Genomic DNA, 14,193 nt, shown 5'->3' on the forward strand with positions numbered 1-14,193 from the left:
TTCCCACGATTAATTTATCACTTGAGTAATGGTTTCACGGCAATATATTGACGACTGACGGGTTGATTCAGCACACTGTGTATGAACTCAACCATCAGGGGCTACAACATGAGTCAAGCATTAGAAAAACTGCTCGATCTGCTCGATCTCGAGAAAATTGAAGAAGGCATTTTCCGTGGACAAAGCGAAGATCTAGGTTTGCGGCAAGTATTTGGTGGTCAGGTTGTTGGTCAGGCGATTTATGCTGCGAAACAAACCGTCCCCGCAGAACGGACTGTTCACTCATTTCATAGCTATTTTCTGCGCCCTGGAGACAGCAGTAAACCCATTATTTATGACGTAGAAACACTGCGTGATGGCAACAGTTTCAGCGCCCGCCGGGTCAGTGCGATTCAAAATGGTAAGCCTATCTTTTATATGACGGCCTCGTTCCAAAGTCAGGAAGAAGGGTTTGAGCACCAAAATACAATGCCAGACGTCCCATCACCGGAAGGGTTAATGTCCGAAACGGATATTGCCCGCCAATTTTCGCACTTGATCCCCGAGAAAGTGCGAGAAAAGTTTATTGGCACACAACCTATTGAAATGCGCCCGGTAAAATTCCACAACCCGCTGCAAGGCAGTGTAGAAGAACCCCATCGCCATGTCTGGTTCCGTGCTAATGGCAAAATGCCGGATGACCTAAGGGTTCACCAATATTTACTGGGTTATGCCTCCGACTTTAATTTCCTGCCCACGGCTTTACAACCACACGGCATTGGTTTCCTTGAACCCGGTATGCAAATCGCCACTATCGACCACTCCATGTGGTTCCATCGGCCATTCCGTTTGGATGACTGGTTACTCTATGCCGTAGAAAGTACTTCTGCGTCAGGTGCCCGTGGTTTCGTTCGAGGGCAAATCTATAACCGGGAAGGGGTATTGGTGGCTTCTACTGTGCAGGAAGGTGTGATTCGTTTACATCACTGATGCGGGTGGCATAGATCAGTGAGGCGTTATCTCAACCAGTTGATGAAAAATAAAATAACACAGGGGCGATGCCACCATCGCCCCTGTACTTCATCGTTATTATGTATTTTTATGCGCAGCTGGTATTACTGAAACGGCATTTAACGACGCCCCATTATTCTCCAGAAACTGCCCTACTTTTCTTTATGTCTTTTTTCTTTTTAACTTACCGACATGCTAACGGTTGATGGCGACGTAACTTATTGGTTGTATGCATTTTCGCCGTGGCTGTTAACATCCAGACCTTCGCGCTCTTGCTCTTCAGGTACCCTCAGGCCCACAATCAAGCCCGCAATTTTAAAGGCAATGAAGGCAACAACACCTGACCAAACCACTGTCACACCAACACTGAATAACTGAACGCCAACTTGATGCCCCATGGTTACCCCAGCAGCATAACCAGTACCGCCCAACGACGCCGAGGTGAAGACGCCAGTCAGAATACAACCGACGATGCCACACACACCATGAACACCGAAGACATCACAGGTATCATCGACCCGTAGCCATTTTTTCAGTAGTACTACCCCCCATAGGCCAGCAACACCACCAACCAGACCAATAATCAATGCACCGCCAACACCTACCGTACCCGCTGCAGGGGTGATCGCAACCAAGCCTGCAATACAACCGGAACATGCACCCAACAGCGAAGGTTTACCTCGTAAAATCCACTCAGCAAATACCCACGAGAGGATGGCGCCCGCCGTTGCAACGACAGTATTCAAGAACGCTAGCGCTGCAATTTCGTTCGCAGCACTGGCTGAACCGGCATTGAAGCCAAACCAGCCAATATACAGAATCGCCGTACCGGTAAAGACCATCGGTAAATTATGAGGTTTGAAGGCCTCTTTACCGAATCCGGCACGTTTACCCAACAGATAAGCCCCGACCAAACCAGCAACAGCGGCGTTAATGTGCACCACTGTACCGCCTGCAAAGTCCAGCGCTCCATCCATTGCCAGGAAACCACCACCCCATACCATGTGCGCTATTGGTAGATAAGAGAAGGTGAACCACAGCACAGCAAAAATTAATACTGCTGAGAAACGAATACGCTCTGCGAATGAACCCACAATCAGAGCAACTGTGATACAGGCAAATGAAGCTTGGAACACGACATGAATATATTGATAGAATGAGCCACTCAGGCTAGTCAGCTCAATACCTTTCAGCATGGCCATATCAAAACTGCCGAAGAACGCATTACCCGCACTAAACGCTAGGCTGTAGCCGTAGAGAATCCACAAAACACATACCAAAGCAAAACTCACCATGACCTGAGTCATCATCGACAATACGTTTTTGGAGCGCAACAGGCCACCGTAGAACAGGGCAATACCGGGTATCGTCATAAACAGTACTAACGCAGTGCAAATCATCATAAAAGCATTATCTGCTTTGTCAGCAACTGCCGGAACTGCCGCCATTGCCCAAGAAGGTAGCAGTACTACCGCACCCAGGCCCAACACGGATAAAAGTTTTTTCATCATCAACCCATCCCTATTTTCTATATTTGAGCCTGCAAATTACAGCGCTGCTTCGTCTGTTTCGCCAGTACGGATGCGAATAACACGTTGCAATTCAGTAACGAAAATTTTGCCATCACCAATTTTGCCGGTATAGGCCGCTTTACTGATCACATCGATCACTTCATCTAATTGATCATCGGCGATGGCGATATCAATTTTTACTTTGGGTAAGAAATTGACGCTGTATTCAGCTCCTCGATAAAGCTCTGCATGCCCTTTCTGGCGACCAAATCCTTTGACTTCGGTTACGGTCAGCCCCTGAATACCTACAGAGGATAAGGCTTCTCGCACATCTTCCAGCTTAAATGGTTTTATCACCACGGTAACCAGCTTCATATTTGCCCCTTCTCGAATTAAGTCGAATTCACGTCTGCCACGAAACAGATAAAGCAAAGGCTATGCCATAAGTAATGACGGCGATAATTTAGTGTAAAAATAGCGTGTATAGGGAGATTGAGATAAGTAAAACCAGAGAGGGTCAATGCAGCTACCGCGATTGAATTGCTTTAGTGCACCAAATTGGTGCAATGAGCCTTGCAAAAGTGCATATTGAGGTTATTGACAAAGTGCCCGCGACGGAGAGAACAGGCAGATCGTAAAGACGCCGTAAATACATCCATGTAGGCTCGAGCCGCGCCATCCCTGGCGCGGACGCTTTACTCCTCTGCCTATCCTCACCGTTCAAGATCAAGTCATCGGGGTTTGTCAGCAGTCTGGAGGGCGGCTAACAGGCGATGAGTATGCAAGATGGATGGGCTTGCAAGATGGATGGGCTTGCAAGATGATAGTGCGATGTAGCGGTAAATATGGGCATTCAAAGGGCTGCCTACCCCTTAAGAGCAGAGGACGAGAATCAGTAAGTGAGTAAGTGAGTAAGTGAGTAAGTAAGTAAGTAAGTAAGTAAGTGAGTAAGTAAGTAAGTAAGTGAGTAAGTAAGTAAGTAAGTAAGTAAGTAAGTAAGTAAATAGCGTGGGGCGACATCACCCCACGTGGCACCGCTTAACTCACAGTTATTCCGGCTTGAGCAATAGCGCTTTGATCAATAGAGCCTTTATCAATAGCTCCCTGATCAATGGCAGCCAAATCTTCGCTGACTAACTGTAGCTGGTACATCTGATAATAACACCCACGGGCAGCCAACAGCGCTTGATGACTCCCCTGCTCAACTGCAACACCACGGTGCAGTACCAGAATAGTATCCGCATCCACAATCGTCGAAAGACGATGAGCAATAACCACCAGCGTGGTATTTTTTCGAATCACCTGTAATGCCCGCTGAATAGCCTGTTCAGTGCCAGAATCAATATTCGCAGTTGCTTCATCCAGAATCAGGATTTGTGGCGTTTGCACCAACACCCGAGCCATCGCCAGCAACTGTTTTTGCCCAACAGACAAGGTATTGCCCTGTTCCCCAAGTAAACTGTACAAGCCATCAGGTAAGGCACGAACCAACGGTGCCAATTGGACGGTTTCGAGTGCCTCCCACACTTGCTGTTCACTGATGTCACGCCCAAGGGTGATATTCGCAAAGAAGGAGTCGGCCAACACCACGGGATCTTGTTGTACCAACGCTACCCCCTGGCGCAAAGCCTGATGGGAGAGGCGTGATAATGGCCGATCATCAAGCAAAATCTCACCTTGCTGAATGGGATAGTAGCCCATCAACAGGTTAGCTAGCGTACTTTTGCCACTGCCAGTGTGCCCAACTAAAGCCACAAATCCACGGGAGGGGACATCGAGAGAAATATTGTGTAGCACCATTTTATCCGAGCGATACGCAAAGCTGACGTTTTCTACCTGAATACGACCACTGTTCAAGGGAGTATTGTCGCTACCATAACCCTGCTGCGCACGATCCATCAGATCAAAAATACGCTCTCCTGCCACCACAGCCTGTTGCATAATTGATTGCTGTGATGTCAGTTCAATCAACGGCTCATTCAAGCGGCCAAGGTAGTTAATGAACGCATACAGCACACCTACCCCCACAGAACCTTCAGGGCTGAAACCGAAAAGCAGCAGTAAACCGCATAACACCAAGGCAGAGAATAGGCTCAATAAAGGGCGTAATAGAAAACCCTCCAGCCGTAAGGTTTGCATCCGGGCAACATAATGCGCACGGCTGGCAGACGCCATGCGCTCCCCGAAGCGGGCCTGCTGACGGAATTGCTGAATGACGCCCATACCATTAATTATTTCATTAAAACCATCGTTAATATCAGCCAGATAGGATCGTACCCGGCGAACTATAGGAGTGCTATAGCGCTGATAGATGGTCATCACCACCAACACCGCAGGGAAGATACAAATTGAAATCAGCGCCATCCGCCAATCCAGACTAAACATCGCTACCAGCATCGCGCTAATTAAGGCCGCACTTTTCAAAACCGTAGAAACCACCATGACATATAAATCTTTGATCACTTCGGTGTCATTGGTTACTCGGGAAATCAACTGCCCAACAGGCTGAGTATCAAAAGCACTGAGGGGTTGGCGTAATGCGGCATCCATCACATCAATGCGTAGCCGCTGAACGACCCCCACTGCCGCACGGTTAAACAGCAATGCCTGAAAATAGTGCAATGTCGCGGCCAATAATTGCAACAACAGATAGGCCAATACCAAACCACTAACTAGCCCCAGAGGTAATGTGCCTTTGGCGACTACATGGTCAATAAAATAACTGATCAGTAGTGGACCACTCACCTCTGCTGCTGCTGCAACCCACAGCATTAAGACTGCCAGCCCCAGCGGTTTACGATAAGGCGAACCATAGGAAAGCAGGCGTTTCAACGTCGGCCAAAGTTGCTGAACGTTACTCATCGGCTTCGACCTCCTGCTCACCGTCATCCAATGCGGCTTCTAATTGCTGATAGCGGTACATCTCCCGATACCAACCCGTCTGATTGACTAAAAGGTTGTGGGCCCCCCGCTGCATCACATCGCCATGTTGCATCACCAGAATCTCGCTGGCTTCTGTCAATGCAGAAAGGCGATGCGCACTGATAATGACGGTGCGATGTTCTCCCCACTCACGCAGGTTTTTTAAAATTTCATACTCCGTCTGGCCATCAACCGCAGAAAGCGCATCATCAAGAATAAGTATTTCAGCATCCAACAAAAGCGCTCTGGCAATGGATATGCGCTGTTTTTGACCACCAGACAACATCACTCCACGCTCGCCCACTTCAGTGTCATACCCCTGTGGCAGACGCAAAATATCTTCATGTACACAGGCCAAGCGGGCAGCCTGCTCAATCTGTGCGGGGGTCGCATCGGGTTTACCCAAGGCAATATTACCGGCCACCGTATCGGAGAACAGAAAGGGGGTCTGACTAACGACCGATAAACGGCCACGCCAATCATTCAACCGAATATCCGACAGCGGATGCCCCTGATAACAAATAACACCGTCATCAATATCAAATTGCCGCTGGATTAAGGCCAGCAAGGTACTCTTACCCGAACCTGTTGGACCACATAGCCCCAGCATGGCCCCTGGAACCAGCGTCAGTGCCACATTATGTAGTGCCGGTTGATCATTGCCTGGATAACAAAAATGACGAATATTAACCGCTAATGTGTCACGCACATCAGACAAAGCAATGTGACCATCTTTAACCACAGGCGCTTCATCCAACAAACTGCGGATGCGGCTATAAGCGGCACTACCGCGCTCAACAATATTAAACATCCACGCCAATGCCAGCATCGGCCAAATCATTAGCCCCAAATACATAACAAAACTGGTTAATTGCCCCAAGGTAATGCTGTTATTCACCACCATCCAGCTACCGCCACCAATCGCTAATAAATTAGCGACACCAATAGCAACATAAATTGTAGGGTCAAAGCGGGCGTCAATGCGGGCCACATACATATTCTTCGCCCCGGTTTCTGCCGCCACTTGAGCAAACTGTTGTGACTGACGATCTTCCAGACCAAAGGCCTTAATCATGCGAATACTGGTCAGGCTCTCTTGAGCCTGATTATTAAGTAAAGAAAAGGCACCCTGAGCGGATTTAAAACGCTGGTGAAGTTGGTCACCGTAATACTTAATCACTATCGCCATGATGGGCATCGGTAATAGCGATAACAGTGTTAATTGCCAGCTGATTTGGGTGCTCATGACAATCAATACCGCACACCCCATGACCAGTGAATCGACCAGCGTTAATACCCCTTCACCAGCAGCGAAGACAACGCGATCGACATCATTGGTGGCGCGGGCCATTAAATCGCCAGTGCGATGACGTAAATAAAAACCGGGAGTTTGCCGACTCAGCTGACGATAAAAATCAGATCTCAGTTCCACCGCCAACTGATAAGAGGCACCAAATAATAAGACTCGCCAGACATAACGCAACAAATAGACCACCACGGCAGTCGCGAGCATCACGCCAATCCAAACCAATAACATATTGGTGGACATCTGTTTTGTGCTTATACCGTCTACAATAACCCCCACCAACTTGGGCGGAATTAATTGCAGAATAGCGATAATAATCAGTAGTAGCACCGCCCCTACATACCGGTGCCATTCACGGCGAAAATACCAACCTAATTGTGCAAACAATCTCACGCAGTTTTATTCCATGGTCTGATACCGAAAGTGTCGGTGTGTTTTTCGCGATAGGCGATGCTCTAGGATACCATTGATAAACAGGTTTCTTAGTGAATTATTCACTCCGGGACGGGCAGCACGGTGGTGTATTTAATCTTTTCCATCGCAAAACTTGACGTAACATCAATAAGCCCCGGAACGCCGTTAACCATCCGTTTATAAAAACGGTCATAACTTTTCATATCTGCCACTTCTACTTGCATGAGATAGTCGTATTCTCCGGCCATACGATAGAAAGCCAGTACCTCAGGCATTTGCTTAGTAAATGCGACAAACTCTTGGTACCAGTCACTGTTATGCTGCTGTGTTTTGATCAGTACAAATGCCGTCAGCCCCAGCCCCAATTTTTCGCTATCCAGTAACGCCACCCTCCGGCGGATAAAACCTTCATCCTCCAAACGCTTTAAACGTTTCCAGCAAGGGGTTGACGTTAGATTGACCGCATCGGCCAACACGTGTAGCGATTGCGTGCAATCTTCTTGCAGCATACGCAGTAGTTTACGATCTGTTTTATCTAGCATAGCGGTAAACCATAGAATTAATTTCTACCATTTGGCGATAAAGAAGGAAAAATGGCAACGCTTTTTTCTTTGATAACCGTTAACCTAGTCACCATTAGTTAACTACCTACATCACAGGCCATCAAATGACCAATACATGGGTAAAAAATGCTATCAATGAAATAGAAGCTGACTTTCAACGCTCCGCTGATACGCATTTAATTCGCTTAAATTTATCAGCTTTTCCAGGTGTTTATCTGTATTTAAAAGATGAAAGTACCCACCCAACAGGCAGTTTGAAACACCGCTTGGCGCGTTCACTGTTTTTATATGGCTTATGCAATGGCTGGATAACCGAAGGGACGACCATTATTGAAGCTTCATCGGGGAGTACTGCTGTCTCGGAAGCCTACTTTGCTCGCCTGATCGACCTGCCATTTATCGCTGTCATGCCAAGTGGTACCGCGCGACGTAAAGTGGAACAAATCACCTTCTATGGTGGCCGTTGCCATTTTGTCGATCACGCAGGACAAATTTATGCCGCATCGGAACAACTGGCCCGCGATTTGAACGGCCATTATATGGATCAATTTACTTATGCGGAACGGGCTACCGATTGGCGCGGCAATAACAATATTGCAGACAGCATCTTTCGTCAAATGGCACGGGAGCCTTTCCCAACCCCAGACTATATTGTGATGAGCGCAGGGACCGGTGGTACCTCAGCAACCTTAGGCCGTTATATCCGTTATCAAGGACATGACACTCAGTTAGTGGTGGTCGACCCGGAAAACTCGGTATTTTATGATTGCTTCTGTACCCGTGACCGCACTGTCACGGGCCGTTGTGGCAGCCGTATTGAAGGGATAGGCCGCCCACGTGCTGAACCTTCTTTTATTCCAGAAGTGATTGATAGCATGTTACGCGTGCCTGATGCCGCCAGTATCGCCACTCTTCATTGGCTGGAGAGTGTTCTTGGCCGCAAAGTGGGAGCCTCAACGGGTACCAATGTCTGGGGTGCATTGCAACTGGCAAAACAGATGCGTGAACAAGGTAAATCTGGCTCTATCGTGACATTGATCTGTGACAGCGGTGAACGTTATCTTGATACCTATTATAACGAGGAATGGGTCAGCAATAATATTGGTGATTTAACGCTATTCACCAATGAATTGAATAATCTGTAGGCAGATATATATCTGCGATTCGGATGAATGAATAGCTTAAAAAAGGGAAAAACGAAGCGCGAATAACGCCGCGGTGACTTTAGGTTTCAGTAGCTTCAAATTTCAGTAACTTTAAATTTCAAAGAGATAAAAGCGGTTTGTCAGATAGGCATGAACACTGACAAACCACCTTACGGAAGAAAAAAACCGGATGGTTCTCCGGCCGGCTAATAGCTATCACCTCAGAATTCGGGGGAATAGGTGAGGTGTGGTGAACTTAGCCAATGGTGCAAATAGTGGGCGACGCCTTGTTGCTCACAACGACCAATAATCTGTAATTGGGGTAATTCTTGCTTCAATTGCGGTAATGCATTGCCCATCACTAACCCACGCCCCACGCGCGACAACATCTCTTTATCATTCATCGCGTCGCCAAATGCCATACAGTCAGCCAAGGTTAAATCAAGATGGTGGCTTAGTTTTTCTAAAGCCACCCCTTTGTTACAACCACGGGGCAAAACTTCAAGACAATCCGTCGCTGAAAAACAGAAATCAGCTTCACCGCCCATCTGCTGTTCTAATTGCGCTTTCAATTCTACAAGCTCCTGATGTGAAGCAATAAAACAGAGCTTGTGATTACCGGTTAGAGGTAACTCATCCCATTCGGTAAGCTGGAAATGGAAACCACTGGTAGTGTGTGCTATCAGCAGATCGGGATCATTACGATCAGTAAACCAGCCATCATCACGAAAAAGGTGAATACTGGCATTTGTCTGCCATGGGGTACGCAGTACAAACTCCACCAACTCTGCCGGTAAGTCCATACCGTATAAGGGGTTACCCTCGGCGTCGCAGACTCGAGTGCCATTACCCGTAATCAAATAACCATTTAGGCCTGAATGGGATAATATGCCTTTCATATCAAGGTAGTGCCGTCCGGTCGCGAAGGTCAGAATTACCCCAGCATCGGCTAATTGATGTAGCGCATTCAATGTGATGCTACCTATCTTATGGTCACGCATCAGCAACGTTCCATCCATATCAAAAGCGGCTAAACGGTACATTCAAAACCTCGTAAAATATGAAACCGGTGGCATGGATAAAATTATGGCGTAGTATTTACGGAACTAATAGTGAACAAATAATTTAAACTATTCCGGATTTAATTATGCGCATTATTCACCGGCTTACCCAATATGAGCGTTTGTATCAAAAATTTGGTGACCACCTAGTTGCGACTACCGTGGGTGACGTGGCGAGTTTACTCTTTTGTAGCGAACGGCATGCCCGTACCCTGATTCAGCAACTACAGATGAAGAGTTGGCTCAGCTGGCATTCACAGGTGGGCAGAGGGAAACGAGCGCAACTGCAATGCCTGAAAAAACCTGATGTATTACGGGCTATTTACCTGCAACAGTTCCTTGAACAAGGCGATCATCAGGCGGCATTCTCATTAGCGCAATTGGAACCAGAACGCCTACAAACCTTACTTACCCCCCATATGGGCGGACAATGGCAAGCAGATAGCCCTATTCTGCGTATCCCCTACTACCGCGAACTGGAACCGCTTAATCCCATGAATGCTACAGGGCGGGCAGAACAGCACCTGATTTATACTTTGCATGCCGGACTGACACGGTTTAATACAGGCGACCCGTTGCCTAAACCTGATTTGGCTCATCACTGGCAAATCAGCGCAGATGGCTTAACCTGGCAGTTCTTCTTGCGCAGCCAATTACGTTGGCATAATGGCGACCACATTCATGGTAAGCAATTATTGCAAACACTGACGATTCTGCGCGCAAACCGACGTAGCCAACCCAGTTTTGCTAATATTGTTACTATTACTCTTCCCCACGCTTTATGCCTACAATTTACCCTTTCCCAACCAGATTATTGGCTAGCACACCGACTGGCTGATTTGCCCTGTAGGCTTTTTCATCCAGACGATCCCTTTTTGGGTGCCGGCCCCTTTAAATTAGCGACCTTTGATAAACATTTAGTTCGGCTAGAACAGCACGAATTTTACCATTTGCAACACCCTTATCTGGATATTATCGAGTACTGGATAACCCCTAGCCTGACGGTGAATTCAACAAATGGCAGTTGCCAGCATCCGGTTCGCATCACCATCGGGCAAGAGGAAGAGTTCCCACTGGCCCACCCCGTACAACGCAGCATGAGCCTCGGTTTCTGCTATCTGGCTATTAATCGTCATCGTAGCAATCTCTCTCCACAGCAAATAACCAAGCTACTGATGTTAGTCCAAACCTCGAGCATATTAGAGGCGCTTTCCATCAGCCGTGACGTAATAACGCCCTGCCATGAAATCCTTCCGGGCTGGCCTATTCCACAGTTTACGACGGATGAAAACCCACCCCTTCCAGACTGTTTGGTTCTGACCTATCAACCACCGATGGAGCTTGAGAGCGTCGCTGAGCAACTAAAAGTGGCACTAGCAGCTCATGGCTGTACATTAGAGATCCGCGCCTGCCATGATAAACAGTGGCAAGATGCTGACAAAATTAAAGAGAGTGATTTACTTTTGGCCGATCATTTAGTCGGTGAATCGCCAGAAGCCACAATGGAGAGCTGGCTACGGCTGGACCCTCTGTGGCGCGGAATTTTACAGAACGAACAGTGGAACCAGCAGCAAAAGACGCTGACATTCATTCAGCAGATAGAAAGTGCGCCAGAGCGTTTTCGCCAATTACAAGCTCATTACAATGACCTGATGTTAGCGGGACTGATTTTGCCGCTGTTTAACTATGAATATCAGGTCAACGCCCCACCACGTATCAATGGGGTTACATTAACGGCCTATGGTTGGTTCGATTTCTGTCAAGCCTGGCTACCGCCAATAACGAATTAATGGCTACTATAGCTAATAGGCAATTAGCTATAACGTTAAGCGGGCATAGCGGCATAGCGGCATAGCGGCATAGCAATCATAATCAGCCACCGGTTCTAATCTCTAACGCTAACAGCACAATGACAAGCAACCCAATGGAGGGTTACTACCCTTCTGCGTTTTAACTGAGTAACATACTGTCAGTTCTTAATTTATGCTGCCGGATTAGCCCAATCATTGTTACCCGCAGCCGTACGAGGTTACCGAATGAAACGTGCCGTAGTTGTTTTTAGTGGTGGGCAAGACTCCACCACCTGCTTAATTCAAGCGTTACAGCAATATGACGAAGTACATTGCATTACCTTCGATTACGGCCAACGCCACCGTACGGAAATAGATGTTGCCCGCAAACTTGCACTCCAACTAGGTGCCACAGCACATAAAGTGCTGGATGTCGGCATGCTGAACGAACTGGCCGTCAGCAGCCTGACTCGTGACAGTATTCCTATCCCGCCATATGATGCCAACGCTGAGGGTGCATTACCCAGCACTTTTGTCCCTGGGCGTAACATACTGTTTCTCACCTTAGCCTCTATTTATGCGTATCAAGTACAAGCCCAAGCCGTTATCACCGGTGTTTGCGAGACTGACTTCTCTGGCTATCCGGATTGCCGCGATGAGTTTGTTAAGGCATTGAACCACGCTATCGATTTAGGCATTGGCCGGGATATCGCTTTTATCACTCCTCTAATGTGGCTTGATAAAGCCGAAACGTGGGCGCTAGCCGATTACTATCAACAATTGGAGCTCATTCGCCACCATACACTGACTTGTTACAACGGAATTAAAGGGGACGGCTGTGGCCAATGTGCTGCCTGTCACCTACGAGCTAAAGGCCTGGCATCTTATCTGGCGAATAAACAGCAGGTTATATTAAGCCTCAAACAAAAGGTTGGGTTGGCCTAATATATACCCTAAATAATTCGAGTTGCAGGAAGGCGGCAACTGAGTAAGTCCCCAGGCGCTGACACCAGTAAGTGACTGGGGTGACAAATCTGCCGAGCCTGCCGGGGCAGATTTGAACGCTGCTTGTAGTAGCCTCATAGAAGCGAGGCCCATGGACGGGCCGAGTAACTAACGTAGCCAACGTACATGTAACTTGGAATATGAGCGGTATAGCAGCCTATCTATATAGTATGGCCGCAACACACTCTCAATAACTGTTCCATTCCTCAACCGCCGTTTGGGATTAATATCAAGCTACCCGATTGACTAGCTCCTCCAGTTTTTCACGTAACTCACCTTCCAGCGGCAACGCTTTCTGGCTACGTTGGTCAATACAGACGAATGTCAGTTCCGCATCAACAACTGGGATAGCGGTTGGCTCAAGCGTGATCGTATGCTTCATCACACCACTTTTACCGTTTAGTTTAAGTAACTGGCTATCGATACGTAGCAAGTCACCTAATACAGCAGGCCGACGGTAGCTAATATTGATATTCACCACGATAAAAGCAATTTGGCGCTCAACCATCCATTGGAATGCGGGTTGCCCATCCAGCCATTCCCAGCGAGCCTCTTCGAGAAACTCTAAGTATCGGGCATTATTAACATGTTGAAAAACATCAATATGGAAACCCCGGACTTTAATATGAGTATGCATGGCTATGAGCTTCTCCAATCTGTGAACAAGTATGAGAGGATGACCAACGAAACTGGTAGGACCTCAATACAAGATTAGCAGACGAAAATTACTGCATAGCGTGCTCACTATATAACCTTGATCAGAATCACAGTTTTAAATCACCGTCCTAATCCACATAATAAAATGCTAATAATTATGTTGGTACAAGCCGCCAGACCAATACCTACCCATGGCCTGGCGGCTTGATTTACCAATTTATTGTTCTATTTATAATCCATATACCACTTTTTATAATCCAGATACCGCTTTGGCTCCTATGAAACTCATCGGCAAGCATCAGGGGCCCCCTTACGACAAGAGCATCACAATTTAATCTTGTCGTTATTTCGTTCCAAGAAAGAGGGACCAAGGCCAGGCACTTCGAGTAATTGATCCACATGTGTGAATGGCCCCGACTGTTCACGATAGGTAATGATTGCTTCCGCCTTTTTTCTGCCAATACCACTCAAAAACTGCGCTAACTGTTCAGCATTAGCGCTATTAATATTGATCTGGTGTTGTTGGTTATCTGATGCGTTAACCGAGGAACCTGCTGCTACATTTTTAGTGTTATCACTTGTCTTCTCTGCCGACTGTGCTGGCGTACCTTTTACTTTAGCGCCGTTATCTGCTGCGATATTAGAAGACTTTTTTGAGACTTTATCCTGAGTATTATCTGTGGAAGCGGCAGGAGCCGCATAAGCGAAAGAATGAATATTGAGACCCGTTAGTAATACGGTTATGGCAAATAATTTTCCTAAAAATTTCATGCTGTATCCTCCTTGTGTTTGACAGCATGGCTACCTTGCCGTACCCCTTGTCTCAGCG

At 47.3% G+C, this 14,193-nt stretch carries 12 protein-coding genes and 1 pseudogene; 4 read left to right on the forward strand and 9 right to left on the reverse strand.

Annotated elements, in window-relative coordinates; genetic code table 11:
* Positions 1 to 108: 108 nt before the first annotated feature.
* Complete coding sequence (gene tesB, locus AC971_RS06510) at positions 109 to 969, forward strand: acyl-CoA thioesterase II (RefSeq protein WP_025382849.1); 861 nt, start codon at positions 109 to 111, stop codon at positions 967 to 969.
* A gap of 239 nt (positions 970 to 1,208) precedes the next feature.
* Here tesB and amtB read toward each other — a convergent pair whose 3' ends face one another.
* The 6 genes and pseudogenes from amtB to AC971_RS06535 form a co-directional block, all read right to left on the reverse strand.
* Positions 1,209 to 2,498 (reverse strand): ammonium transporter AmtB, encoded by a 1,290-nt coding sequence (gene amtB / locus AC971_RS06515; protein WP_038402569.1) that lies wholly within the window; start codon positions 2,496 to 2,498, stop codon positions 1,209 to 1,211.
* 39 nt (positions 2,499 to 2,537) lie between these two features.
* Positions 2,538 to 2,876: a P-II family nitrogen regulator gene (gene glnK / locus AC971_RS06520; RefSeq protein ID WP_025382847.1), complete on the reverse strand. Its 339-nt coding sequence runs from the start codon at positions 2,874 to 2,876 to the stop codon at positions 2,538 to 2,540.
* Between the two features lie 215 nt (positions 2,877 to 3,091).
* Positions 3,092 to 3,160 (reverse strand): annotated as a pseudogene (locus tag AC971_RS25055) (gluconate 5-dehydrogenase); the annotation flags it as partial.
* Positions 3,161 to 3,539: 379 nt separating this feature from the next.
* Complete coding sequence (locus AC971_RS06525) at positions 3,540 to 5,363, reverse strand: SmdB family multidrug efflux ABC transporter permease/ATP-binding protein (protein ID WP_025382846.1); 1,824 nt, start codon at positions 5,361 to 5,363, stop codon at positions 3,540 to 3,542.
* A complete protein-coding gene (locus AC971_RS06530) occupies positions 5,356 to 7,122 on the reverse strand; it encodes a SmdA family multidrug ABC transporter permease/ATP-binding protein (RefSeq protein ID WP_025382845.1) in 1,767 nt (588 codons plus the stop codon). The genes AC971_RS06525 and AC971_RS06530 overlap by 8 nt, the downstream gene beginning before the upstream one ends.
* Before the next feature lie 101 nt (positions 7,123 to 7,223).
* On the reverse strand, positions 7,224 to 7,685 hold the full coding sequence (locus AC971_RS06535; protein ID WP_025382844.1) for an Lrp/AsnC family transcriptional regulator: 462 nt from the start codon (positions 7,683 to 7,685) through the stop codon (positions 7,224 to 7,226).
* 125 nt (positions 7,686 to 7,810) lie between these two features.
* Between AC971_RS06535 and AC971_RS06540 the strand changes: the two genes are divergently transcribed.
* Positions 7,811 to 8,851 (forward strand): PLP-dependent cysteine synthase family protein, encoded by a 1,041-nt coding sequence (locus AC971_RS06540; RefSeq protein ID WP_025382843.1) that lies wholly within the window; start codon positions 7,811 to 7,813, stop codon positions 8,849 to 8,851.
* 221 nt (positions 8,852 to 9,072) lie between these two features.
* On the opposite strand, the gene cof is transcribed toward AC971_RS06540, so the two are convergent.
* Positions 9,073 to 9,894 (reverse strand): HMP-PP phosphatase, encoded by an 822-nt coding sequence (cof, locus tag AC971_RS06545; RefSeq protein WP_025382842.1) that lies wholly within the window; start codon positions 9,892 to 9,894, stop codon positions 9,073 to 9,075.
* Between the two features lie 104 nt (positions 9,895 to 9,998).
* Between cof and AC971_RS06550 the strand changes: the two genes are divergently transcribed.
* Positions 9,999 to 11,702, forward strand: coding sequence for an SgrR family transcriptional regulator (locus AC971_RS06550; RefSeq protein WP_025382841.1), 1,704 nt, complete (start codon positions 9,999 to 10,001; stop codon positions 11,700 to 11,702).
* Positions 11,703 to 11,948: 246 nt separating this feature from the next.
* On the forward strand, positions 11,949 to 12,647 hold the full coding sequence (queC, locus tag AC971_RS06555; protein WP_025382840.1) for a 7-cyano-7-deazaguanine synthase QueC: 699 nt from the start codon (positions 11,949 to 11,951) through the stop codon (positions 12,645 to 12,647).
* Positions 12,648 to 12,936: 289 nt separating this feature from the next.
* Here queC and AC971_RS06560 read toward each other — a convergent pair whose 3' ends face one another.
* Entirely contained in the window at positions 12,937 to 13,344 is a 408-nt protein-coding gene (locus tag AC971_RS06560; RefSeq protein ID WP_025382839.1) for an acyl-CoA thioesterase, read from the reverse strand.
* A 344-nt stretch (positions 13,345 to 13,688) separates the two neighbouring features.
* On the reverse strand, positions 13,689 to 14,135 hold the full coding sequence (locus tag AC971_RS06565) for a ComEA family DNA-binding protein (protein WP_025382838.1): 447 nt from the start codon (positions 14,133 to 14,135) through the stop codon (positions 13,689 to 13,691).
* Positions 14,136 to 14,193: the final 58 nt, after the last annotated feature.

It is taken from the genome of Yersinia similis, from assembly GCF_001053095.1.
Taxonomy (GTDB): Bacteria; Pseudomonadota; Gammaproteobacteria; order Enterobacterales; family Enterobacteriaceae; genus Yersinia; species Yersinia similis.

What these genes read in the sequence shown, in the direction of transcription:
- AC971_RS06540 (WP_025382843.1), top strand. Translation starts at nt 7,811, where the DNA reads ATGACCAATACATGGGTAAAAAATGCTATCAATGAAATAGAAGCTGAC.
- AC971_RS06535 (WP_025382844.1), bottom strand. Translation starts at nt 7,685, where the DNA reads ATGCTAGATAAAACAGATCGTAAACTACTGCGTATGCTGCAAGAAGAT.
- queC (WP_025382840.1), top strand. Translation starts at nt 11,949, where the DNA reads ATGAAACGTGCCGTAGTTGTTTTTAGTGGTGGGCAAGACTCCACCACC.
- glnK (WP_025382847.1), bottom strand. Translation starts at nt 2,876, where the DNA reads ATGAAGCTGGTTACCGTGGTGATAAAACCATTTAAGCTGGAAGATGTG.
- AC971_RS06565 (WP_025382838.1), bottom strand. Translation starts at nt 14,135, where the DNA reads ATGAAATTTTTAGGAAAATTATTTGCCATAACCGTATTACTAACGGGT.
- cof (WP_025382842.1), bottom strand. Translation starts at nt 9,894, where the DNA reads ATGTACCGTTTAGCCGCTTTTGATATGGATGGAACGTTGCTGATGCGT.
- AC971_RS06550 (WP_025382841.1), top strand. Translation starts at nt 9,999, where the DNA reads ATGCGCATTATTCACCGGCTTACCCAATATGAGCGTTTGTATCAAAAA.
- amtB (WP_038402569.1), bottom strand. Translation starts at nt 2,498, where the DNA reads ATGAAAAAACTTTTATCCGTGTTGGGCCTGGGTGCGGTAGTACTGCTA.
- tesB (WP_025382849.1), top strand. Translation starts at nt 109, where the DNA reads ATGAGTCAAGCATTAGAAAAACTGCTCGATCTGCTCGATCTCGAGAAA.
- AC971_RS06525 (WP_025382846.1), bottom strand. Translation starts at nt 5,363, where the DNA reads ATGAGTAACGTTCAGCAACTTTGGCCGACGTTGAAACGCCTGCTTTCC.
- AC971_RS06560 (WP_025382839.1), bottom strand. Translation starts at nt 13,344, where the DNA reads ATGCATACTCATATTAAAGTCCGGGGTTTCCATATTGATGTTTTTCAA.